The 24,567-nt window shown below is 46.7% G+C and carries 20 protein-coding genes; 17 read left to right on the top strand and 3 right to left on the bottom strand.

The genetic code is table 11. The annotated features are described in order from the left end of the window. The first annotated feature begins 10 nt into the window (after positions 1-10). The 10 genes from tolQ to glmM all read left to right on the top strand — a co-directional run bounded on the left by tolQ (position 11) and on the right by glmM (position 11,811). Positions 11-781: a protein TolQ gene (tolQ, locus tag D9A03_RS18565; RefSeq protein ID WP_085901230.1), complete on the top strand. Its 771-nt coding sequence runs from the start codon at positions 11-13 to the stop codon at positions 779-781. A gap of 1 nt (position 782) precedes the next feature. After that, on the top strand, positions 783-1,238 hold the full coding sequence (gene tolR, locus D9A03_RS18560) for a protein TolR (RefSeq protein ID WP_120498718.1): 456 nt from the start codon (positions 783-785) through the stop codon (positions 1,236-1,238). 11 nt (positions 1,239-1,249) lie between these two features. Beyond that, the gene (locus D9A03_RS19835) at positions 1,250-2,212 is read left to right on the top strand and encodes a hypothetical protein (RefSeq protein WP_174233667.1); all 963 of its coding nucleotides are present in this window, start codon (positions 1,250-1,252) and stop codon (positions 2,210-2,212) included. A 365-nt stretch (positions 2,213-2,577) separates the two neighbouring features. Beyond that, positions 2,578-3,915, top strand: a complete 1,338-nt coding sequence (gene tolB, locus D9A03_RS18550) for a Tol-Pal system beta propeller repeat protein TolB (protein ID WP_174233672.1) — start codon at positions 2,578-2,580, stop codon at positions 3,913-3,915. Positions 3,916-4,079: 164 nt separating this feature from the next. Further along, complete coding sequence (pal, locus tag D9A03_RS18545) at positions 4,080-4,601, top strand: peptidoglycan-associated lipoprotein Pal (protein ID WP_120498716.1); 522 nt, start codon at positions 4,080-4,082, stop codon at positions 4,599-4,601. A gap of 166 nt (positions 4,602-4,767) precedes the next feature. After that, positions 4,768-5,817 carry a tol-pal system protein YbgF gene (gene ybgF, locus D9A03_RS18540; protein ID WP_120498715.1) on the top strand — a complete coding sequence of 350 codons (1,050 nt, stop codon included), beginning with the start codon at positions 4,768-4,770 and terminating at the stop codon, positions 5,815-5,817. Positions 5,818-5,841: 24 nt separating this feature from the next. After that, positions 5,842-7,215: a tRNA lysidine(34) synthetase TilS gene (gene tilS / locus D9A03_RS18535; protein ID WP_120498714.1), complete on the top strand. Its 1,374-nt coding sequence runs from the start codon at positions 5,842-5,844 to the stop codon at positions 7,213-7,215. 89 nt (positions 7,216-7,304) lie between these two features. Next, positions 7,305-9,245, top strand: coding sequence for an ATP-dependent zinc metalloprotease FtsH (gene ftsH, locus D9A03_RS18530; protein WP_120498713.1), 1,941 nt, complete (start codon positions 7,305-7,307; stop codon positions 9,243-9,245). Between the two features lie 91 nt (positions 9,246-9,336). Continuing rightward, positions 9,337-10,410, top strand: coding sequence for a dihydropteroate synthase (gene folP / locus D9A03_RS18525; protein WP_120498712.1), 1,074 nt, complete (start codon positions 9,337-9,339; stop codon positions 10,408-10,410). Positions 10,411-10,455: 45 nt separating this feature from the next. Beyond that, positions 10,456-11,811 (top strand): phosphoglucosamine mutase, encoded by a 1,356-nt coding sequence (gene glmM / locus D9A03_RS18520; protein WP_120498711.1) that lies wholly within the window; start codon positions 10,456-10,458, stop codon positions 11,809-11,811. Positions 11,812-11,865: 54 nt separating this feature from the next. On the opposite strand, the gene D9A03_RS18515 is transcribed toward glmM, so the two are convergent. Then, complete coding sequence (locus D9A03_RS18515) at positions 11,866-13,260, bottom strand: PLP-dependent aminotransferase family protein (protein ID WP_120498710.1); 1,395 nt, start codon at positions 13,258-13,260, stop codon at positions 11,866-11,868. A gap of 158 nt (positions 13,261-13,418) precedes the next feature. On the opposite strand from D9A03_RS18515, the gene D9A03_RS18510 reads away from it, so the two are divergent. The 3 genes from D9A03_RS18510 to D9A03_RS18500 are packed head-to-tail and all read left to right on the top strand — an operon-like array spanning position 13,419 to position 16,083. Further along, positions 13,419-14,777: an aminotransferase class V-fold PLP-dependent enzyme gene (locus D9A03_RS18510; protein WP_120498709.1), complete on the top strand. Its 1,359-nt coding sequence runs from the start codon at positions 13,419-13,421 to the stop codon at positions 14,775-14,777. Positions 14,778-14,796: 19 nt separating this feature from the next. After that, a complete protein-coding gene (locus D9A03_RS18505) occupies positions 14,797-15,579 on the top strand; it encodes a PhzF family phenazine biosynthesis protein (RefSeq protein WP_216825537.1) in 783 nt (260 codons plus the stop codon). Positions 15,580-15,624: 45 nt separating this feature from the next. After that, complete coding sequence (locus D9A03_RS18500) at positions 15,625-16,083, top strand: GNAT family N-acetyltransferase (protein ID WP_120498708.1); 459 nt, start codon at positions 15,625-15,627, stop codon at positions 16,081-16,083. Here the strand turns inward: D9A03_RS18500 and D9A03_RS18495 are convergent. Continuing rightward, complete coding sequence (locus D9A03_RS18495) at positions 16,080-17,858, bottom strand: SLC13 family permease (RefSeq protein WP_120498707.1); 1,779 nt, start codon at positions 17,856-17,858, stop codon at positions 16,080-16,082. The two genes, D9A03_RS18500 and D9A03_RS18495, sit on opposite strands and share 4 nt — an antisense overlap. A gap of 262 nt (positions 17,859-18,120) precedes the next feature. On the opposite strand from D9A03_RS18495, the gene D9A03_RS18490 reads away from it, so the two are divergent. The 4 genes from D9A03_RS18490 (at position 18,121) to D9A03_RS18475 (ending at position 23,582) form a co-directional block, all read left to right on the top strand. Then, positions 18,121-19,281: a phosphoserine transaminase gene (locus D9A03_RS18490; protein WP_120498706.1), complete on the top strand. Its 1,161-nt coding sequence runs from the start codon at positions 18,121-18,123 to the stop codon at positions 19,279-19,281. Between the two features lie 12 nt (positions 19,282-19,293). Then, entirely contained in the window at positions 19,294-20,871 is a 1,578-nt protein-coding gene (gene serA, locus D9A03_RS18485) for a phosphoglycerate dehydrogenase (protein WP_120498705.1), read from the top strand. A 250-nt stretch (positions 20,872-21,121) separates the two neighbouring features. Continuing rightward, on the top strand, positions 21,122-22,279 hold the full coding sequence (locus tag D9A03_RS18480; RefSeq protein ID WP_120498704.1) for an ATP phosphoribosyltransferase regulatory subunit: 1,158 nt from the start codon (positions 21,122-21,124) through the stop codon (positions 22,277-22,279). A 1-nt stretch (position 22,280) separates the two neighbouring features. Next, positions 22,281-23,582 carry an adenylosuccinate synthase gene (locus D9A03_RS18475; RefSeq protein WP_120498703.1) on the top strand — a complete coding sequence of 434 codons (1,302 nt, stop codon included), beginning with the start codon at positions 22,281-22,283 and terminating at the stop codon, positions 23,580-23,582. 123 nt (positions 23,583-23,705) lie between these two features. Here the strand turns inward: D9A03_RS18475 and D9A03_RS18470 are convergent, their stop codons facing one another. Continuing rightward, positions 23,706-24,530: a metallophosphoesterase gene (locus tag D9A03_RS18470; RefSeq protein ID WP_120498702.1), complete on the bottom strand. Its 825-nt coding sequence runs from the start codon at positions 24,528-24,530 to the stop codon at positions 23,706-23,708. Between the last annotated feature and the right edge of the window lie 37 nt (positions 24,531-24,567).

The raw sequence follows: 24,567 nt of genomic DNA, 5'->3' as shown, positions 1-24,567 counted from the left end.
GTCAAAGCCGATGGCAAATGAAGTTGTAGAAACAGTCGAGACAGTTGGTCTTGGTGGCGAAGTTGTGGATTCTGTTGCATTGGGTGGGGCAGCCGCTGTTCATGATCTCAGTGTGTGGGGATTATTTCTTCAGGCTGACCTGATTGTAAAAATCGTTATCTTTATTCTCATTATTGCCTCTATCTGGTCCTGGGCAATCATGATTGATAAAATCGTGAAATTGCGTAGCTTGCGCCGCCGTGCGGACCAATTCGACGAAGCTTTCTGGTCTGGTGGATCCTTGGATGATCTTTATGATCGTATTGAAAAACGCCCCTCTGACCCAGTTTCCAGTATCTTTATTTCTGCGATGCGTGAATGGCGTCGTGCTAGTAGTCGAGGTAATGGTAGCCGTAGCGATCATGCTCGCGTTAGTTTACAACAGCGTATTGACCGTGTCATGGATATCAGCCTGAACCGGGAGATGGATATTCTCGAAAGAGGTATGGTCTTCCTTGCCTCTGTTGGGTCTTCTGCGCCTTTCATTGGTCTTTTCGGGACAGTATGGGGCATTATGAATGCCTTCACCTCGATTGCTGCTTCTAAGAATACTAGCCTTGCTGTGGTTGCCCCCGGGATTGCAGAAGCTCTTTTTGCAACCGCTCTTGGTCTTGTTGCGGCTATTCCTGCTGTGCTTGCCTATAACAAATTGTCTAGTGACATCGGGCGTTATGGTGCACGGTTGGAAGTTTTCGCCGGTGAGTTCAGTGCCATCCTCTCTCGTCAGCTAGAGGAGCACTAGAATGGCAGCGCCGACACTTGGTGGTGGTTCATCCAAAGGAAGTGGTCGTTGGAAGCGTTCCAGTCGTAAACCGATGAGTGATATCAACGTAACGCCCTTTGTCGATGTTATGCTTGTGCTTCTGATTGTCTTTATGGTGACGGCGCCTCTGTTGACCGTCGGGGTGCCCGTCGATTTGCCCAAAGCGCAAGCCAAAACACTGAATGCTTCGGAAGAACCCTTGGTCATTTCTGTAAGTGCAACTGGTGAGCTTTTTCTGCAAGAAACCAAGGTTACAGAAGAACAGTTGGTTCCTCGCCTGAATGCAATTACAGAGAATAAACCGGATACGCGGGTTTATGTGCGTGGCGATAAATCTATCGATTATGGTCGTGTCATGCAGGTGATGAGTCTTGTTAACAGTGCGGGTTATGACAGGGTCGCTTTGATTGCTGAATTACCCAAAGAAAAGAAGTAGTCGCTAAGAATATGCGTACAGGCATTGCTGTTTCTTTATTAATGCACATGGCGTTGTTGGCGTTTGTAATTTTTGGATTACCACGCTTTAACAAGCCTTTTCTTGCTGAGCAGGTTGTACCTGTCGAGTTTGTTGTACTTGCAGAGCTTGATTTGGAAAAACCACCGGCACCAGAACAGGATGTTTCTGAACCCGAGCCGGAAGAGCTTCCAGAGCCGGAACCCAAGCCGGAGCCAGAACCTCAACCAGAACCAACTCCTGAGCCTGAACCACAGCCGGAACCTGAGCCAGAACCAGAACCAGAACCAATTCCTGAGCCTGAACCACAGCCGGAGCCAATTCCAGAGCCGGAGCCTGCTCCCGAACCGGAACCGTTGAAGGTTGAAGCACCTGAGCCAGAAATCATTGAAAATATTGAGCCAGAACCTGAAGAGGCGAAAAAGGCTTTACCACCAAAACCTAAAGCGCGACCAAAACCACCTAAGCGTCCTGAGCCCAAACCGGAAGTTGTGAAGAAAGAGGACGAGCCAAAGGTTGATGCGCTTGCGTCTATCTTGAAAAATGTCGACAAGTTGAAATCAGCGCCAAAGAAAACGACAACCAAAGGTAAGGCACCAACAACACCGACACGTCAACGGGCTTCTGCTGCACAGATTAACAGCATCCAAAGATTGTTCGTGCAGTACATGAAGCGCTGTTGGTCCGTTGATGCTGGTGCTTTACAGGCTGATGAAATGGTTATCGAGGTTTCAGTAAATATGCGCCAAGATGGAAGTGTCGCGAATGTCCAAATTGTGGATCCAAGTGGGCGTTTTAATAAAGATGCTTATTATACTGCAGCAGCGGTCAAGGCTAGGGCGGCAATTCTTAAATGTTCCCCATATAAAGAACTTCCGATCCAGTATAAGAATGTTTATGCTGACTGGCAGACAGTTAATTTGACCTTTAATCCTGCTGAAATGTTCGGGCAATGATTTTAAGATTTGACTTAAATGCCTTTTCCTGTGGTTTAAGGGGGGGCTTTGTTTTTGTTCGTAATTTATAGCAGTCGCATAGCCGATTGTGCTTATCGAAACGGTTGAAACAAAATTTGGCCCCAATTCTTAGTTAGATACTCTTGTTAAGTTTACTATGAAGTTGCTTGGGGATGATCGTGTTGAATAGATTGTCGTTGTTGATCATGATGATGTCTTAATTCTGTATCTAGCGAACTCAGTCAAGCGCTCGCGGAATGTGAAGCTTACAGATTACCAGTCGATCTTTATGATGATTGGAAAGTGATTAATATTCGATTTGATCCGTCAAAAATGGTCGGACAATGAACGGGAGAAGAATAGTGATGTTAATAAAAGCAACGCGCGGTTTGCTGATTGCTGTGGTTGGTGTGTTGGGAATTGCGGTTGGTAGTTTTCCTGTTCAGGCTGAAATCAATGTGAGCATAACGGAAGGTTTTGTCGAGCCTTTACCTATCGCTATAGCAGATTTTAATGGTGGTCAGCCTGAAGAACAATTGATTGGGCGTGATATTTCTGAGGTGATTTCCGGTAACCTTGAACGAACAGGGCTGTTTAAGCCTATTGATAATAAAGCATTTATTCAAGACGTTAGATCTCTTTCAACTGGTGTTCGGTTTGGTGACTGGCGTTTAATTAATGCACAGGCTCTTGTTTCTGGTAAAGCTGCTTTGTTGGGAGATGGCCGTCTTCAAGTTGAATTCAGGCTTTTTGATGTTTATGGCGAAGTAATGCTTGAGGGGCGAAAATTAACGGCTCCTAAAACTGCTTGGCGTAGAATGTCTCATCAGATTTCTGATTATATATATACGGAGTTAACTGGCGAGAAAGGGTACTTTGATACCCGTATTGTTTACGTATCTGAAACCGGACCTCAAAATCGACGTCAACGTCGTTTGGCGATTATGGATCAAGATGGATTCAATCATAAATTCCTCACAAATGGTCGCTGGGATGTTTTTACACCTCGTTTCTCGCCAACTTCACAAGAAGTCACATATTTGTCATTTGAGGGCAATGTCCCGAAAGTGAAGTTACTAGATATTCCATCAGGCCGTGAAGAAACTCTTGGTAACTTCAAGGGAATGAGCTTTGCGCCACGATTCTCTCCAGATGGAAATTCTGTGGTGATGAGCTTGGCTGACCGTGGGAACACCGAAATCTATACAATGGATCTGCGGACCAGAAAGTTTTCTCGCCTGACAAATCATCCAGCTATTGACACATCGCCGTCCTATTCACCTGATGGATCTAAGGTTGTATTCAACTCTGACCGCGGTGGTAGCCAGCAGCTCTATGTGATGGATATTAACGGTGGTAATGTTAAGAGAATCTCTTTTAACAAAGGGCGTTACGCGACACCTGTCTGGTCTCCGCGTGGTGATTTGATTGCCTTTACACGTCTTTCCGGTAGAAAGTTCTATATCGGGGTTATGAAGCCCGATGGATCAGGCGAGCGTATGTTGGCAGAGGGATACCATGTTGAAGGGCCTACCTGGTCTCCGAATGGTCGGGTTCTGTCTTATTTTAAACAGGGCAAATCTGATAGCCGGGGAAAAGTGAAAAGCAAAGTTTATACGGTTGATCTGTCAGGATATAACGAAAGAGAGGTTGTTACGCCTCTTGATGGAGTTGATCCGGCTTGGTCTCCGCTATTGCAATAAGCTGTATGCTTGATAAATAACAGTTATATCGTTATAGTCGGGTACGTTTCCCGATTTAATCGGTGTAACTGGGGGTTTATTGAGTTTCTTCGTTGATCTGTTGTTTCAAACGGATCACCTAACAATTTTAGTATTCGGGTATTACTCGAGAGGGCGAAAAAATTATGCGCTTTAAGTTGCTCACCATGTTTGCAGCCGCACTGTTCCTAAGTGCTTGTGCCAGCAATTCTGATAACAATGCAGACGGATCTAACGACGGTTCATCTGCGACAACTGGTACAACTGACCAGTCCTCCTCTGTAAGTTCTTCTTCTATTCAGGGACCACAACCTGGTACTCTGGAGCACCTCGTTGTAAACGTTGGTGACCGTGTTTTCTTTGGCTATGACCAAAGTGATCTTCAGGCTGAAGGTCAGAAAACAACTGAAGCTCTTGCAGTTTGGATGAACAGCTACCCAGCTGTAACATTGACTGTTGAAGGTCACGCTGATGAGCGTGGAACACGCGAATACAACTTGGCTCTTGGTGAGCGTCGTGCAAACTCTGTACGTGATTACCTTGTTGCTCTTGGTGTAAATCCTAACCGCGTTCAGGTCGTAAGCTACGGTAAAGAACGCCCTACAGTTCTCGGTTCTACCGAAGAAGCATGGGCTCAAAACCGTCGTGCAGTCTTCGTTGTAAACTAAGCGCATAGACTGACCTTATTAAAAATCCCGTTTGGTTGTGTAAACCAAACGGGATTTTTTTGTTAAATTACTGCTTCTGTATGCTTGTTAATTGGTGTGCCATAATCTCACCAATATAAGGCTATATAGATTTAGGACCTATTACCGTTTAAGGGTGCAAGAAAAAATGTCATTGACGGCTGTAAGTTTGAAAACGTTTCGTTTAGGGGTCGGGGTTGCGTTTGTTGTTATGGTAATGCAGGCAAGTGCCTGGGCGCAAAATTCACAAGTGCAGGGGCTGGTTAATAAAATTGACCGCCTGCAACGTGAACTGGTGACACTGCAACAACACGTTTACCAGGGTAAAACGCCATCCGCTGAAGAACTTGCCGCTGTTGGCACTAACACAGGTGGTGCCAATGCCGGGCGGCTGGAACTTCGTCTTTCCCAGGTTGAAAATCAGATGAGAAGCTTGACCGGGCAGTTTGAAGAAGTGAATTTCCGTCTCGATCAGTTAGGCAGAAGGTTGGATAAGCTTGTTGCGGATACAGATCTGCGTTTGCAGAATCTGGAAAATGGAACCCAAATTGGAGCCCAATCTGGAACTGGGCAGCAAGGTACGTCTCTTTCAACGAATACAGCCTCGCCAGTTCAACAAACAACAGGGCAACCACCAGCATCTGGACAACCCGGTGTTTTGGGAACGATTCCAGCTGAAGATCTGAATAATTTCAACACACAACAACAGGCGGCGACTGCACCTAATACGGCTGTTGATAGTGCATCACCACAAAGCTTGATCCAGGGTGGATTACGTTCTGACGAAGTGGCAAGCTATATCTTGCCAGGTGATACCCCTAAAGAACAGTATGACTATGCCTTTGGGTTGCTTCGTCAGGCCCGTTATGATGAAGCTGAACAGGCTTTTTCTACCTTTGTTGAAAGCCACCCTGAAGATTCACTGGCTGGTAACGCAACCTATTGGTTGGGCGAGACCTATTATGTGCGTGGTGATTATCAGCAAGCTGCGATCACTTTTGCTGATTCTTTCCAGCGATATCCAAATTCCTCTAAAGCACCTGATAACCTTTTGAAACTGGGCCTTTCACTATCTTCTCTTGGTAATACATCTGATGCCTGTGGTACCTTTGGTGAACTTATTAATCGCTATCCAAATGCAAGTGCGATTGTTAAGCAGCGCGCTGGGCAGGAAGCTCAACGTTTGAACTGTCCATAAGTTCCCTTAAGCAAAGAGTTTCCTGTGAGTGATCACCCGCCTGAAAAGGTGTTTCAAGCAAAGACAGCTAACAAAATACAAGCAATTGAAGAGGAAGAGTTTGCACAGTTGATGTCTGTGATAACTCTTCCCCGAAATCCTTTTCGGCTTGGTGTTGCTGTATCAGGTGGTGCTGATAGCATGGCGTTATGTCTGTTGCTCAGGAATTGGCTGAAAACAAAAGGAGGGGAGCTTTTTGCTGTCACTGTAGACCATGGTCTACGCCCGGAATCCGGAATTGAAGCTCAATGGGTTCATGCCCGTCTTGTGGCCGAAGGAATTGCGCACGTTGTTCTCACGCGAGTTTTTCCCGATGATCAGAAAGAAACGGGGAGTTCACAGGTTCGGGCGCGAAAAGCGCGCCATGATTTGATTGCGAAATGGTGTAAAGATAAGGAAATCTTCTTTCTGGCTTTGGGACATCATCTCGATGATCAGATTGAAACGTTTTTGATGCGGCTTGTCCGTCAGAGTAAATCTGACGGTTTGGCTGGTATCTCCATGCAGCGACAAGAAGGGGCTATGACGCTTATCCGTCCCTTGCTTGGCTTTCCCAAAGAGCGCTTGGTCGAAACGCTCAGGTATTGGGGCTGGGGATGGATTGAAGAACCAAGTAATCAGCAGTCAGACTATCTGAGAAATCGGATCCGACATCAGTTACCAATGTTGGATCGGCAAGGAATTAGAAAAAACAGTTTAGAGCGCATCACCCATAGTCTGGGGCGAATTCGTCGCTCGCTGCAAAAAAGAGCCGACGCCTTTATTGATCAAAGGGTGCGGTTGAACCCGGTTGGATATGCAGAAATTGATTTTCGCGAATCGGAAAAATTTCAAACAGAAATATTCCAGCGAGTTCTGCAACGCACGCTTTTGACAATTGGTGGAGGAAATTATTCTCCTAAAACCAGTAAACTGGATCGTTTGGTTCAATCGCTGATGAGTACCGGATCTGTCAAAGCGACTCTTGCTGGGTGTGAAATTGTAAAAAAAGATGAGGTTGTTTTTATCGTTCGCGAGAACAGATTGGTGCCAAAGTTGCCGTTAAATCCGGGACAAGAATGCTTGTGGGATAACAGATTTTTCGTCCAGGTGAATGATCTAATGCAAAGTGACAGCCTAATGTTACAAACATTGGGTGAAAAAGGTTGGCAGGATCTGTGTTCATTACACCCGGCAGTTAAAAATGTAGGGGTTTCTCGTTTTGTCCGATATAGTCTGCCAGCTGTTTATCTTGGGGATAAAATCATAACCGTTCCCCATTTAGAGTACCTGAATCCGGACTGGATCGATAAAATTTTGATGAAAATGCGATTCGAACCAAAAAATATGCTGATTCAGTTGCCCTTTACGGTTGCTTAGGAGCGTAAGCGCATTATCTTCTAGGAAGAAGTGATTCATTTTGCTGTACCTGTTTATGTGCAGCCTAGATTTTTTGGAAGGTCGTTACCTTGAATTTCAGCCGTAATGCAGCCCTATGGATTGTAGTGGCCCTGCTCTTGTTTGCTTTGTTTAATTTGTTTCAGGGACCATCGTCTCAGAGCGGGCAACAACAGGTAGCTTATTCTGAGTTCTTAACCCAGGTCGAATCTGGACAAGTTTCCTCTGTCACTATTCAGGGGCGTGAAATCAAAGGGGTTTCCAGTGATGGGCGCCAATTCTCCAGTTATGCGCCGGATGATCCCAAACTGGTTGAAACGCTGCGTAATGCCGGTGTGACAGTGAAAGCAGTTCCATTGGAAGAAGGGTCAACTCTGATACAGATCCTGATCTCGTGGTTCCCTATGATTCTTTTGATTGGTGTCTGGATTTTCCTTTTCCGTCAAATGCAGGGCAATAGCGGTAAAGCAATGGGGTTTGGCAAATCCAAGGCCAAGCTACTGACCGAAAAGCAAGGTCGCGTTACCTTTGACGACGTTGCGGGTATTGATGAAGCCAAGGAAGAGCTTCAGGAAATTGTTGAATTCCTGAAAGATCCGCAAAAATTCCAGCGGTTGGGTGGTAAAATCCCGAAAGGTTGTTTGCTTGTTGGTCCTCCGGGTACTGGTAAAACCTTGTTGGCACGAGCAATTGCTGGCGAAGCAAATGTTCCTTTCTTTACCATTTCAGGTTCTGATTTTGTTGAAATGTTCGTGGGTGTTGGTGCTAGCCGTGTTCGCGATATGTTTGAACAGGGTAAAAAGAATGCCCCGTGTATTCTGTTTATTGACGAGATTGATGCTGTTGGTCGGCACCGTGGTGCTGGCATGGGCGGCGGTAATGACGAACGCGAGCAGACACTCAACCAGTTGTTGGTCGAGATGGATGGCTTTGAATCAAACGAAGGTGTGATCATTATTGCTGCAACAAACCGTCCAGACGTACTGGACAATGCTTTGTTGCGTCCGGGGCGTTTTGACCGACAGGTTACGGTATCCAACCCGGATATTCTTGGTCGCGAAAAAATCCTCAAGGTTCACTTACGGAAAGTACCTCTGGCACCGGATGTTGATGCGCGTGTTGTTGCGCGGGGAACACCTGGATTTTCTGGTGCTGCTTTGGCTAACCTGGTCAATGAAGCTGCTCTGCTTGCCGCGAGATCTGGTAAGCGCGTGGTCACCATGTCCGACTTTGAAGATGCAAAAGACAAGGTCATGATGGGCGCAGAACGCCGTTCCATGGTGATGACCGATGAAGAAAGAGAAATGACTGCCTATCATGAGGCTGGTCACGCTTTGGTCGGTATCCATATTAAAGGCAATGATCCGCTTCATAAGGTGACAATTATTCCTCGTGGCCAGTCGCTGGGCGTAACCATGAACCTGCCAGAACGTGACCGTCTCGGCTATAAAGTCATGGAAATGAAGGCGCGTCTGGCGATGATGTTTGGTGGGCGCGAAGCCGAACAACTTATCTATGGTGCGGATAATGTTACGACGGGTGCTGGAAATGATATTCAGCAGGCGACAAACATGGCCCGCTCCATGGTGATGGTATACGGCATGAGCGAAAAGCTTGGTCGTCTGCGCTACGTATCTCGTCAGGATGATCCATTTAGCTATGGTGGTGGCGGTGATAATGGCCTGAGTGTTTCCAGTGAAACCCAGAAGATGATTGATGATGAAGTTCGGAGCATTATCGAGACTGCTGAACAGCAAGCTCGCGAAGTTTTGACAAATCACCGTGATCAACTTGAGCTTATCACAAAAGCGCTGTTGGAATATGAGTCCCTTTCAGGAGAAGACGTTGATCAACTCCTTAAAACAGGCAAAATAGATCGCAGTGATGATAGTAGCTCAGGTCATGGTTCTGAAGTTCCTCGCGCATCGGTTCCAAAGAGCGGTAAAGTTCATCGTGATGACGAAAAAGATGATAAGGGCGGCGCAACACCGGAACCTCAGCCAGAGAGCTGATCGGTTTTCTTCTGTTCTTATTGATTAACTTGAACCAAGGCCTCGCATTCTGTGAGGCCTTGGTGGTTTCACAGATATCCGCAGGTATCTCATGCCCGATAAACTCTATATTCGCCCGATCGGAATATCATCTAGCTACAGTTCCGTTGGCAAAGCATTGCCCTTTATGGGAAATGGTAACTGCTTTGCCGCTGCCGAGGTTACAATTCGATCGCTGTCCGGTGATATTCGAGAACGTCGTACCCTTCCAACTTCCGAAATTCTTCTGTGGCTGACAGACAACAAACATACCGATTTAACCCCCACTGCATCTGATCTTTTGGCGATCTTGGGAAAGCCAAGGTCTTCTTTTGCTGGGCTGGATATGTCACGTCCACATGTTATGGCGGTTATCAACGTAACGCCGGATTCGTTCTCTGACGGGGGGGATCGTTATTCGACGAGTACAGCTGTCGATGTTGGATTACGAATGCTTGACGAGGGAGCAACCATTCTTGATGTGGGCGGCGAATCAACCCGGCCCGGTGCAGATCCTGTTTCATTAGACGAAGAGCTGAGACGTGTCATTCCTGTTGTTGAGAGACTTGCCGGAGCAGGCGCATTGGTTTCTATCGATACCAGACATGCAAAGGTGATGACCGAAGCGGTACAGGCCGGTGCAGCTATTATTAATGACGTCACAGCTTTGGAAGGTGATGCGGGAAGCCTTGAAGCCGCAGCAAAGGCGAATGTTCCTGTTATCCTGATGCATATGCAGGGAACGCCAGAAACCATGCAGACTAACCCACAGTATCAGGATGCTGCACTGGATATATATGACTATTTACAGTCACGTGTTCAGGCTTGTCTGGATGCTGGTATTCCAAAAGATATGATTGCGATTGATCCGGGTATTGGCTTTGGAAAAACTGTAGATCATAATCTTAGATTGTTGGATAACTTGTCGCTTTTACATGGCATTGGATGTCCGGTTTTACTTGGTGTGAGCCGCAAAAGCTTTATTGGAAAGCTGTCCAAGGGCGAAGAACCTAAAGATCGTATAGCAGGATCACTTGCTTGTGCGTTGGCTGGACTGGATCGTGGTGTGCAGATGTACCGTGTTCACGATGTTGCTGAAACAAGTCAGGCCTTTGCAATTGGGCAGGCGATTAAGCAGGCTGTGTAAAATACACGATTAGAATATTACCGTTGTGTTGGAGTTATAAAATAGATGAGCCGTAAGTATTTTGGAACAGATGGTATCCGTGGCAAAGCCAATGAAGAACCGGTAACAGCAGAGATTGCATTGGCTGTTGCAAAGGCTGCGGGGGCACATTTCCTGCGTGGTAATCATCGCCACACTGTTGTGATAGGCAAAGATACGCGTTTGTCAGGTTATCTTCTGGAGCCTGCGTTAACGGCTGGTTTTATTTCTGTTGGTATGGATGTGGTTATTCTGGGGCCTGTCCCAACCCCAGCTGTAGGTATGTTGACCCGTTCCATGCGGGCGGATATGGGGGTGATGATTTCGGCATCACACAATCCGTTTGAAGATAACGGGATCAAGCTATTTGGTCCTGATGGCTTTAAATTGTCAGACGATGTCGAGGCCAAAATCGAGGCTCGTCTTCAGGATAGTAACTCTATTCCTCTTGCCTCTAGCTCTAAATTAGGCCGTGCGCGCCGTCTGGATGACGCATCTGGGCGATATATTGAGTTCGTGAAAAATACTTTCCCTAAGGATCTACGTCTTGATGGGATGAAAGTTGTTATCGATTGTGCAAATGGAGCGGCCTACAAAGTTGCACCTACGGTTCTTTATGAGCTTGGGGCAGAGGTTATTCCGGTTGCTGTGACGCCAGACGGTTTTAACATCAATAAAGAATGTGGTGCAACGGCCACCAGCCTGATGCAAGAGGCTGTTGTTGCACATGGTGCAGATATAGGCATTGCACTTGATGGAGACGCAGATCGTCTGATTTTGGCCGATGAGCATGGTCAAATCGTTGATGGTGATCAGGTGATGGCTATTATTGCCAAGACACTTCACGCGCGTGAACTCCTCAAGGGTGGTGGTGTTGTCGCAACGGTTATGTCCAATATGGGGTTGGAAACTTATCTGAAAGATCTGGGGCTAGAGCTGATCCGTACACCTGTTGGAGATCGTTATGTTGTCCAGACCATGCGTGAACAGGGATATAATCTTGGTGGTGAACAGTCCGGTCATATGGTGATCAGTGATCATACAACAACCGGGGATGGCTTGATTGCAGCCCTACAGGTGTTGGCTGCTGTTATTAGAGCTGATCGTCCGGCCAGTGAAGTCGTTCGTGGTTTTACGCCATTGCCACAACTGCTGAAAAATGTCCGTATTACAAGCGGTGTGCCCTTGGATGATGTTTTAGGGATGGGTAAGGTACAAGATGTCATTAAAGCAGGGGAAGCGCAGTTGGATGGTACAGGTCGTGTTTTGATCCGAAAATCGGGTACAGAACCATTGATCCGTGTTATGGCGGAAGGCGAAGATTCTGATCTGGTGCGCACTGTTGTGTCCGAGATTTCTGATACAATCTCTAACGTAACGTAATTTGCTTTGGTCGTTTTTCCTCTGTTTTTTAGATGAGTGATTTGTGTCTCTCACCTAAAAAACAGAGGTACCAACATCTGGACCTTTTTTTAAGATCTCGACAAGAATTTCCAAGCCCCTTACCAGCTTTTCTTCTGAATCCGGTTGGCCCAGACAAATTCTGACTGCATGCGGGGGGGCTTTCCGGCCAACAATAAAAGCCTCTGAAGCAGAAATTGTAACACCTGCTCTGTTTGCGGCATGAGTGAACTGACTGGATCTCCATGGTGCTGGCAGGTAAAGCCAGACATAGATGCCCAATGTCTCACTTTCCATTTCGTAGTCGGCGAAGATCTCTCTGGCGATTTCTACACGATGGCGAGCGCTCTTTTTTCTGCCTTCCAGAATTTTTTCAGCAGAACCTCCCATGATCCATCTTGTTGCAATTTCAGCGGTGATGGGAGAAGCCATCCAGCAGGTGGCACGCACGGCGGCGATCAAACTTGCAATGCTGTGTTGAGGACCGGTCAGATATCCAACTCTTAAGCCCGGCGCAATGGTTTTTGCAAGCGAGCTGATGTAATAGCAGCGTTCTGGCGCGAGATTGGTAATGGGGGGCAAGGCGTTTTCAACAACAAGCCCAAAAACATCATCTTCAATAATTGAAACCCTGTGGCGGCGAGCGATATCTGCAATGGCTTGTCGCCGTTCCATCGGAAGCAAACGTGTTGTCGGGTTTTGAAAGTTCGGGACGCAATATAAAAATTTCACGTCACCAGCTTTACAGGCCTCTTCAAATGCCTCTGGCAGAATGCCATTGGCATCCATTTCAAGGCCATCAAGACGCAAGCCCAGCATTCTACATACTGATTGTATGCCAGGGTACGTCATCTCTTCACATAAGACACGATCACCCGGTCGCGCCAGTGCTGCCATGGCTACGGCGATGGCATGATGCGCACCTGCGGTAAGAATGACGTTATCTGGCTCTACTGTCAGGCCGTTCATATCGAACCATTTCGCGCCAGCTTCACGGTGATGCGGCAAACCGGAATGAGGCTGATAGCTGAGGAGAGATGAAACCTCTGGGTCAGTGGAAATACTTTGAAGTGTTGAGGTCATTTCTTTCTCTTCAACTTCACCCGGTGGGGGGTAAGCAAAATCCATCTGGATTAAATTGTGATCTTTGAATCTGGTTTGATTAAGCATATGGCGTTCGGCTGCAGATGGGCCGTGAACAAAGGTGCCGCGACCAACCTCGCCAAATGTTAAACCTCGACGTTCAGCTTCTGCATATGCGCGACTGACCGTACCAACAGTTACGCCAAGGTGCCAGGAGAGATCACGATGCGTTGGAAGACGATCACCCTGCTGCAGAAAGCCGTTTCGAATATCTTCAGAAAGGGCGTCAGCAATTGCCATATAGCGGGGGCCTGCCCCGAATTTTACTTTTGGAAGCCAATTTGTCATGGTGACAATGTAATCATTGACCCCTAATTAAATCAAGTTTTAACTGTGACAATTGTGAAGATTCAAAAAATTGTTTCTTTCGATTTAAGGGAAATTATTAAATTTCAAATGGTTATGTTGTGATTGGCCGTTTATGTTCACAGGAAAAGGTGAGTACAATGTCAAATGAATTGTTACGTGATGCATATGTTAGAAGTGAAAGATATCTTTCTGAGATTGATACTCAAAGGGTCTTCCCTGCCAATCCTGATCTTATGGCTCTGAGAGGATTTGAAGAACCTTTCCCCGAGAAAGGGCATGATCCCAATGATATTTTAAGGCATTTGGATGAAGTAGGTTCTCCGGCCACTGTTGCATCAACAGGGAGTCGATATTTCGGCTTCGTTGTGGGAGGAAGCCTGCCTGTCTCTGTTGGTGCAAACTGGATGGCGACAGCTTGGGATCAGGTGGCTTCGTCTTCTGTTACGTCACCTGCGACTGATAAGATTGAAAAGGTGGCAGCGCAATGGCTTCTGGATGTGTTGGATTTACCACGGCAATCAGCAGTTGGTTTTGTGACCGGGGCAACAATGGCCACCTTTACAGCCTTGGCAGCTGCACGGCACAAAATCCTGAAAAAACAAGGTTGGAATGTTGAAGACGATGGGCTTTTTGGTGCACCTGAAATCAAAGTCATTGTCAGCGATGAAGTACATGTGACCGTTTTGAAGGCACTATCTCTGCTTGGTTTTGGTAAAAGCAGAGTTATAAAAATTCCAACCGACACAAATGGGGCAATGGATATTCGAGAGCTACCTGTACTGGATAGTCAGACGATTGTGTGTACGCAGGCGGGAAATGTGAATAGTGGGGCTTTTGATCCTATTAATGAGATCTGTGATCTTGCGCAATCTGCTGACGCATGGGTGCATGTGGATGGTGCGTTTGGTCTTTGGGCGCGATCTTCATCATCCAGAGCCTATTTAACACGTGGCATTGATAAGGCAGATTCCTGGGCTACAGATGGACATAAGTGGTTGAACACGCCCTATGATGGCGGGGTTGTCGTGTGTCGTGATGGTGGGACTCTTCATGGGGCAATGTCTGTATCTGCTGCTTATCTCAAAGAACGAGACGGCGAATCTCAAAATTATATTCCAGAATTTTCCAAGCGTGCCCGCGGTGTGGATATATGGGCAGCGCTTAAATTCTTAGGCCGTGAAGGTGTTAATGACTTGATTTCGGGCTGTTGTAACTTGGCTCAATATTTTGCCAACGGCTTGGAAGCTTTGGGATTAAATATCCTGAATGATGTCGTCCTTAATCAGATAGTGGTTTCCTGGGATAGCGCTGAGAAAACAGAAGCTTTGATTCAAGCTGTTCAGCAGGATGGTACTTGCTGGTTTGGTCCGACGGTCTGGAAAGGTCACAATGCTTTCAGGCTTTCGGTTTCATCATGGAAGATTACGAGCCAGGATATTGATCTATCTTTGAAAGCGATTGAAAATTGCATGAAAAAAATAGAGACACCAAAATAGAAAAGAAGAAGTCCGAAGCATGATGGAAATTTCTCTGTATCAAGTTGATGCATTTGCAGATCAGGTTTTTAAGGGAAACCCGGCTGCAGTGTGTCCTCTGGCTGAATGGCTGCCTGATAACTTGCTATATAAGATTGCTGCAGAAAATAATCTTTCTGAAACGGCCTTTTTTGTAAGGACACAACAGGGATATCATTTGCGTTGGTTTACGCCGACAACAGAGGTTGATCTTTGTGGACACGCGACATTGGCAACTGCACACGTGATTGCAAGCGAACTGGATAAAAATATCAAAGAGATTTTGTTTGAATCCAAAAGCGGAGTGTTAAAAGTCTCTTGTGCTGATGGACACTACACACTCGATTTTCCGGCTCGCCCGCCGTCGTTATTTGATGGCGTATCTATGGTTGAAGAGGCCATTGGAGTACGCCCAAAAACGACCCTCAAATCAAGTAAGTTGATGGCTGTGCTTGAGGATGAAGAAAGTGTGCTTGCTGTTGAACCTGATTTTGACAAAGTTGCGGCACTACCCGGTGATGGCTTGATTATCACATCAACCAGCCGTGAATATGATTATGTCGCCAGATACTTTGGCCCCCACTGTGGCATTCCGGAAGATCCCGTAAAGGGTTCAGCACACGTTGTTTGTGCCCCCTATTGGAAAGAACAGTTGGGCAAGACAAAGATGATTGCAAAACAGATATCTAAACGGGGGGGCGTGTTAGAGATAGAAGATTGTGGAGATCGAATTCTTTTAACCGGAACAGCAGTGCTTTATCTCAAGGGAACAGTTTATTTATAGTATCCCCTGATTATTTTCAGTGGGCACAATAAAGAGATTGAATACATGAACATTGAAATAGTGACTTCCCCTGAAGATTTTTCTTCTGCTGTGACGCTTTTCAAAAGTTATGAAAAATGGGCACAGGCATGCCCTTGCTTTGAAGGTTTTGAAAAAGAACTGGATGAAATTGATAAGCGCTACTCGCTTCCCTATGGGCGTTTGTGGCTTGTAAAATCTTCCGATGGAAAGGCTATTGGCGTCGTTGGTGTTCAATTTAAAGAGGGCGCTTGCTGTGAACTGAAACGGCTTTGGATTGAACCTCAGGGGCGAGGTCATCATACAGGGCAGGCCCTTATAATGACTGTTCTTGATTTTGCCAAAGAACAGAAGGCGCACTCAATTCTGCTTGAAACTGTTCGTGGCCAAATGGATCACGCAATAGCACTCTACGAAAATTTGGGTTTCCGGCAGACCGAATATGATGAAAATAGCAATATTTTGAAAATGGCCTACACTTTTTAGAGTGGCCATATCCAGAGAATAAGAGGCACCGACACAACAAGAATAATGATGTCGAGTGGCAGCCCCATACGCCAATAGTCACCAAATTTATAACCACCGGGACCCATAACAAGCAAATTGGATTGGTGCCCGATAGGGGTCAGATAGGTTGATGAACTGCCGATGGCAATTGCGATCAGGAAAGTATCAATATTAACGCCGAGGCTATTGGCTATGGAGATACCAATAGGGGCCATAAGAACGGCAGTCGCAGCGTTATTCATGACGTCGGATAGTATCATGGTGATGAGAATCAGTAATCCCAGTATGACCCAGATAGGAATATGTTCGCTTAAAGATACAAGAGGATAGGCAATCATTGCTGTGCCTCCTGTCGTTTCCAGAGCCATTCCTACGGGTATCATTGCAGCCAAGAGTACAATAATTGACCAATCCACAGATTCGTAAAGCTCCTTGAGATTGAGTTCTCCGAGCAAAACCATTGTGCCAACGGCACCAAGGAAAGAGATTTGTGGCGGTAAAATGCCAAAAACAACCAGCAAAATTGCGAGCGCAAATAGAAGAGGAGCAACAATTGACCCGCGTTTGGGGGTTAAGGAAAGTTCTCTTTCTGCGAGTGGTAAAAGGCCTAGAGACGCCAGAGTCTCAGGCATTTCCTCTCTGATACCCTGGATGAGAAGAACGTCACCTGGCATAAAGCGAACCCGTCCGATTCGTTCATTGACTGGCTGGCCTTGCCTTGCAACACCAAGGGTATTAATCCCGTGGTGTGTATGTAATTGCATGTTATGAGCTGTGCGTCCTTCGAGTCTGGATCCTGGTGTAACCACAGCTTCTAATATACCAACACGATCAGACTGAAGCTCTTGAGAGCTTTCGTCTGCAGAGCCGACAAGCTCAAGATTGGCTTCATCAACAACCCGTTGGAGTGTATCGGTATCTGATTCCAGAGTAAGAATATCTTCTGCTTTTAGGCGCATATAGCCAGATGGTGCGAGCATACGGTCTTCGCGCCTAACCAAAGCTACAACAGCCACGTTACCTTGGGCCAATGTCTCCAAGTCAACAAGACGATGACCCACATAGGGAGAGTTTTCCGGAATTCGAACCTCGGCAATATAGTCTTCAATCTGGAAAAGGTCCTCATTCTCACTGTTGTTTACGGCTCGTTTTGGTAACAGACGCCAGCCGACAACAGAGATGAAAAGAATGCCTGTTAGCGCCACGCCGAGTCCAACGGGTAAAAAGTCGAACATGGCAAAGTTTTGGCCCGTCTCAGCTTGCCGAAAGCTCGAGATAATAATGTTTGGCGGTGTACCAATCAGTGTGGTGAGACCACCGAGTAATGAGCCAAAGCTGAGGGGCATAAGGACTTCACTTGTGGGCCTTTTGCTGTTGTAGGCACTACCAATCGCTATTGGTAGCATGAGGGCAAGTGCGCCGACGTTGTTCATGAATGCAGAGCAAACGGCGACAACAGCTGTCAGGGCTAGAATGTGAATCGTGGGGTGTCCCGCAGCGGGTTCTAAAAAACGAGTTGCCAGCTCTACGATGCCTGAATTACGTAAGGCCTGTGAGATTATTAAAACGGCGGCAACAGTTATGACCGCGGGATGCCCGAACCCTTCGAAAGCCGTGTCAGCTGGGACAACACCAAGGATCACAGACCCAATAAGTGCCATCATTGCGACAACATCGTACCTTATACGGCCCCATACAAACAAAATTAATGCGAGACCTATAATGGCAAAAACGACAAATTGATCGGTATTCATTTCCACCCTGCTTTGGCTCACCTAACTTTGCGAAGTCAATTCCTCTAACTATATAGAAAATATTCTGGAATAGCACTGCCTACAATGCCGTGCTTATGCAAAAATTTCATTTCTGTGAAAATCTGGTAAATAAAAGGAAGCATTTTGCGATGCAATATGTTTATGATGCACCTGCGACCTGAAAAAGTCGGTTTGCGACCCTAAATTCAGGGTGGTTTGTTTCGTGCAGTCAAAAAACTGCCATACTGGAGTAAAATGTCCAATGAAAGAAAAACCTAGTGAACGTCCCTTAAATCCAAGATTCTCATCAGGCCCTTGTTCCAAGCGTCCTGGCTGGTCTCTGGATTCACTAGGCTCTTGCTGGCATGGTCGATCTCATCGCGCAAAAGGCGGAAAAGCTAAGCTCGCGGAAGTGATTGAACTGTCTCGCAAAATCCTTGATATCCCCGAAGATTATCATGTCGGAATCGTCCCAGCTTCTGACACTGGTGCTGTAGAAATGGCGTTGTGGTCTCTTCTTGGCCCTCGGGGTGTTGATATGCTGTCATGGGAAAGTTTCGGTAAAGGTTGGGTTACAGATGTAATCAAACAGCTGAAGCTTGATGACGTACGTACTTTTGAAGCTGATTACGGGAAGCTGCCTGATTTATCACAGGTTTCCTGGGATCGTGACGTGGTCTTTACCTGGAATGGTACGACCTCTGGTGTTCGTGTACCTAATGGAGAGTGGATCAGTTCTGATCGTGCGGGACTTTCTATTTGCGATGCAACATCAGCTGCCTTTGCGATGCCTTTAGCTTGGGATAAACTGGATGTCACAACATGGTCTTGGCAAAAAGTGCTGGGGGGCGAAGGTGCTCACGGTATGATTGCGCTTAGTCCACGTGCCGTCGAACGATTAGAGAGCCATGAGCCATCTTGGCCAATGCCGAAAATTTTCCGCTTAACAAAAGGTGGAAAATTAAACGAATCGATTTTTACTGGTGCGACCATAAACACGCCTTCGATGCTGTGTGTCGAAGATGCTTTGGATTCTCTTCGGTGGGCCGAAAGCGTTGGTGGTCTGGAAGGGCTTGTTCGACGCTGTAATGCCAATTTTGCTGCAATTTCAAATTGGGTATCCAAAAGCGATTGGGCTGCCTTTCTTGCTGAAGAGGCATCAACGAGTTCGACAACATCGGTTTGTTTAAAGGTTACGGCGAACTGGTTTACTGCCCTTTCCGATGATGCGCAGGCTAAAGCGGCAAAAAGACTTGCCGCGTTGTTGGAAGATGAAAATGCTGCGCTTGATATTGGTGCTTATCGCGATGCACCTGCGGGATTACGCATTTGGGGCGGGGCCACAGTTGAAACCGCAGACATCGAGCTTCTTCTGCCTTGGTTGGACTGGGCGATTGAGCAAGTACGTACAGAATTCAAATAGAGTGTTGGAAAAATGGTAAAAGTACTCATAAGTGATAAGTTGAGCCCGAAAGCAGCGGATATCTTTCGTGATCGTGGTGTCGAAGTTGATACCAAAGTTGGTCTTTCTGAAGAAGAACTAATCGCCATCATTGGTGACTATGATGGTTTGGCAATACGGTCAGCAACAAAGGTGACGCCGCAGGTTTTAGAAGCTGGGACAAAGCTGAAAGTTGTTGGCCGCGCAGGTATCGGTGTTGATAATGTGAATATTGATGCTGCATCTGCCAAAGGTGTTGTTGTCATGAACACGCCACATGGTAATTCCATTACCACTGCTGAGCACGCGATTGCGATGATGTTTGCTGCAGCGCGGCAAATTCCGGAAGCAAACGAATCTACTCAGGCCGGTAAGTGGGAAAAATCTCGCTTTATGGGCTCTGAGCTTACAGCGAAAACCCTGGGTGTGATTGGGTGTGGGAATATCGGTTCTATTGTTGTGGATCGTGCGCAGGGACTGAAGATGAAAGTGATTTCTTTTGATCCTTTCCTGTCTCCTGAACGTGCCAAGGACTTGGGCATAGAAAAGGTTGAACTGGACGAATTACTGGCGCGGGCCGATTTTATCACGCTCCATGTTCCTCTGACTGATCAGACCAAGGGAATTATTGATGCCAAGGCGTTGAGCAAAACGAAAAAGGGTGTCCGCATTGTTAACTGTGCCCGTGGTGGTCTCGTTGTTGAAGCGGATCTAAAAGAGGCTTTGGAGAGCGGTCATGTTGCTGGTGCAGCGAGTGACGTGTTCGAAGTTGAACCTGCAAAAGACTCTGTTCTCTTTGGCGTTCCAAACTTTGTTGCGACGCCTCATTTAGGGGCATCAACTGCTGAAGCACAGGAAAATGTGGCATTACAGGTTGCGGAGCAACTTTCAGACTATCTTCTGACTGGTGCTGTAACGAATGCATTGAACATGCCATCTCTGACTGCTGAAGAGTTCAACAAGCTGGAACCTTATATGGCGTTGTCTCAACAGTTGGGTAGTTTTGCTGGTCAGCTTACACGAACAGGCCTGAAGGCAATCAAGATTGATTACGAAGGCTCTGTTGCTTCCCTTAATTGCCGCCCTTTGACACAGACGATTGTTGCCAGCCTTTTGGCCCCAATTATGGATTCTGTGAATGTGGTAAGCGCACCTGTGATCGCACGGGAACGCAATATTGATGTCAGTGAAGCCAAGCACGAACGTGACTGTGACTTCCAGACTTTGATCCGCCTGACAGTTACAACCGAAAAAGGTGAGCGTTCTGTTGCCGGAACTCTTTTTGGTGGCAAACGTCCTCGCTTGGTTAATATCAAAGGTATCGAAATTGAGGCAGAGCTTGGCAAACACATGCTTTATCTGACCAATGAAGATTCTCCGGGATATATCGGGGCTCTCGGTATGCAGCTGGGCGAAGCAGGTGTAAACATTGCTACCTTCCATTTGGGCCGGACAGCACCGGGACAAGATGCGATTGCTCTTATCGAACTGGATAGCCCGTTGGACGCTGCGCAGCTGGATAAGGTTAAACAGCTTCCACAAACGAAACAGGTTGTGCAACTTAACTTCTAGAGCGCACTCTTTTTTGTGAAGACTTGGGAAGGCTGTGAGTATTTCTTGCAGCCTTCTTTTTGAATTCGCTACATATTTCAGCGTTGTTGTCAGAAAAGAGTAACTTTTCGGCTCTGAATCAGGGAATCAGGTTGCTCTTGAGGGGTAAAACCTGTAGTCAATCACCGAAAGAGCCCAAGGTTAGACCCTTTCCGGTCACGGCAGGTTTTTTCGCATCGTATGAGCTTAAAAACGACCCGGAACGCAGACCATGAAAAAAAATGGGAACCAGGCTTTGTTACCAGCTGGCTTACAGGATTTGTTGATGCCTGCAGCCGCGCATGAAGCCGAAGTAGTGCGCCGTCTTATAGATAGTTTTTCATCAGAAGGTTATGACCGCATCAAACCTCCGTTGCTGGAGTTTGAAAATGCGCTGCTTTCTGGCGCTGGCGAAACTTTATCCGATCAAATTTTCCGCCTTATGGACCCATCCAGCCATCGTATGATGGGGGTTCGCGCAGATATCACGCCACAGATCGCACGAATTGCGGCCTCGCGCCTTCAGAAGGCGCCGAGACCTCTGCGCCTTTGTTATGGTGGGGATGTTCTGCAAGTGACGGGTAGTCAACTTCGTCCGGAAAGACAGTTTACCCAAGTGGGTGGTGAACTGATAGGTATTACCGAGAATACAGCAGATTCCGAGGTTATTTTGGCTGCTGTTACCGCGCTTGAAGCTGTGGGCGTCAAGGATCTGAGTGTTGATATCAATCTGCCAACGCTGGTTCCGGCTATTGCAAATGGATTTGGCTATGATGCTGAACAGGCTTTGGAACTGCGGGTTGCTTTGGATCGTAAGGATGCGGCCGAAGTTGAAAAGATTGCCGGGGAAAACGCAACTTTCTTTTTGAAGCTTCTCAATGCAGCGGGTTCAGCCCAGCATGTTATTGATTATGCCAAGGATTTGGAGTTTTCTGGCGTTGCTGCTGACGAGTTTGCCAAACTTATTGATGTGGTAGAACTGGTCGCAAAAGCTGCTCCAAAATTAACGATAACGCTGGATCTGGTCGAACACCGCGGTTTTGAATACCACACAGGAACAAGTTTTATCTTTTTTGCCAAAGGTGTCCGTGGAGAACTTGGACGTGGCGGACGATATGATTCTGTCAGCGTAGATAACGTTACAGAGCCTGCCACGGGTTTCACTCTTTTTATGGATACCGTTTTACGAGCCCTCCCCAAACCAAAGGTCGCACGCCGTATTTTTCTTCCGCATGGAACACGACGTGACGAAGGTGCTGCATTGCGCGCACAGGGGTGGATAACAATTTCAGGTCTTGAACCTGCTGAGAATGATCGCGCGGAAGCGCTGCGTTTATCCTGTAGTCATCTCCTAGAGAATGACCACATACACGAGTTAGGAAATAACTGACATGTCTAATGTTGCTGTTGTTGGCTCCCAGTGGGGAGATGAAGGTAAAGGTAAAATCGTTGACTGGCTGTCCGAGCGGGCAGATGTCGTTGTCCGCTTTCAAGGTGGTCATAATGCCGGTCATACACTGGTTATCGATGGCGAAGTTTATAAGCTTTCTCTTTTACCTTCCGGTATCGTCCGCAAGGGCAAAATGTCCATTATTGGTAATGGTGTTGTTGTTGACCCATGGGCTTTATTGGCTGAAATGGATCGTCTGCGCGAGCAAGGCGTAGAGCTTACAGCTGAGAATCTGAAAATTTCTGAAAATGCAGCCCTTATTTTGCCGCTGCATGGCGAAGTTGATCGCGCACGTGAAGCGGCTGCGAAGGGCGATGCCAAAATTGGTACCACAGGTCGTGGTATTGGCCCGGCCTATGAAGACAAGGTTGGCCGTCGTGCAATTCGCATTTGTGACTTGGCTGATGCTGATTTTCTAAAAGAGCGTGTTGAGGCATTGCTGCTTCACCATAACGCTTTGCTAAGAGGATTGAAGCAGCCTGAGATTGACGGTGCTGGTGTTGTTGAAAAGCTTTTGGAAATTGCACCAAAGATCCTTCCCTTTGTCGATGTCGTCTGGCAACGCCTTGAAGAATGCCGCAAAACAGACAAACGTGTACTGTTCGAAGGTGCTCAGGGGGCAATGTTGGATGTGGATCATGGTACATATCCTTTTGTGACATCATCCAATACAATTTCAGGTCAGGCTTCTGCTGGCTCTGGAGTTGGTCCTAGCTCTGTTGGTTATGTTCTGGGTATCACAAAAGCCTATACGACACGCGTAGGTTCCGGGCCTTTCCCAACAGAACTGTTTGATGATGTCGGGCAACGTCTGGGCGAACGTGGACACGAGTTTGGTACGGTGACTGGTCGCCAACGTCGTTGTGGTTGGTTCGATGCCGTGATGGTACGCCAGGCATGTAAGGTTGGTGGGATCACGGGTATTGCCTTGACCAAGCTTGATGTTCTTGACGGTTTCAAAGAACTTAAGGTTTGTGTTGGCTACCGTATTGATGGTGAAGAATTTGATCACTTGCCATCGCTACCAAGTAAGCAGGCCAAAGTTGAACCGATATACGAAACCCTCGAAGGTTGGGATGATAGCACGTATGGCGCACGTTCATGGGCAGATCTGCCTGCGACGGCAATTAAGTACATCCGCCGTATTGAAGAGCTTATCGATGTTCCCGTTGCATTGCTGTCAACAAGCCCGGAACGCGATGATACAATTCTTGTTCAGGATCCATTCCATCCGAAGTCATAAGATCTGCATATCAATGTGATTTTTCTCACAAAAAAGCGCCTTCGAAATAGAAAGCGCTTTTTTATTACGTCCGACGAATTTCTGGCGACGAATTTCTGGTTTGAATCTTAACTACTCTAAAATTTAACGTATCATCGTTATTTTATTCCAGTCAGCATAGTCGGGGCTTCCTTCTATGCGTAATTCACCTTGATACCCATATTCAACCATGTGAACCATTGTATGATCTTTTTCTGCAAAAATAACTGAATAGGATTCAGCCAAGTCAGAAGATGTGAGTAAATCTGTTGCAGAAAAATTTGGCCACCCTGCGTGGTTTGTCCCTCGGGGGGCACTGAAGGGGATACCGTGAAGTGAACCCGATAGGGGTAAGTGACAGTGCCCGTGAAAAATATGGGCTATTTTCTCTTTATGGGGCTTGATTGTTTCTGCAAAACGATCTGCATCCAGCAACATAATCTTGTCCAGAGGAGCAATATTTAACGGAACGGGATTATGGTGCATGAAAAGCCAGATGGGGCCTTTAAGTGTTGTCAGTTGATTGGTTAACCATTTACTGCGTCTTTCGCAAAAGTGCCCCGCGTGGGTTTCTTCTCCCCATGTATCTAATACAATCGCGTGTCCAAGGGATAATGGAATTACCTTGTGTACAAAGTCACCTTCGCCTTTAAGATCCGGGAATTCATCAATAAGGGTGTTCCGGTCATCATGATTGCCAATACATAAATGAACCGGGATAGGGAGTGAGCCTATTATTGATTTTAGGTGTTGGTAATCTTTTGCTTCACCCCAATCAGATAAATCTCCTGTTATGAATATTGCTTCTGCATCGGAATGATTTTGCAGTGCGTGCTTCAAAGCTTTGTTGAAATTTTCATTAGGGTCACGACCTGCAATCGTTTGTCCCGGCGTGGTAAGATGAATGTCTGTTAATTGAAGAATTTTCATTTGGCTACCAAATTGTCTGAAAATGAAAAAGAGCACT

The sequence above is a fragment of the Kiloniella sp. EL199 genome (genome assembly GCF_900313065.1).
Lineage (GTDB): Bacteria > Pseudomonadota > Alphaproteobacteria > Kiloniellales > Kiloniellaceae > Kiloniella.
Note: the sequence above shows the minus strand (reverse complement) of the source record. Positions and strands in the feature narration are given on the sequence as shown.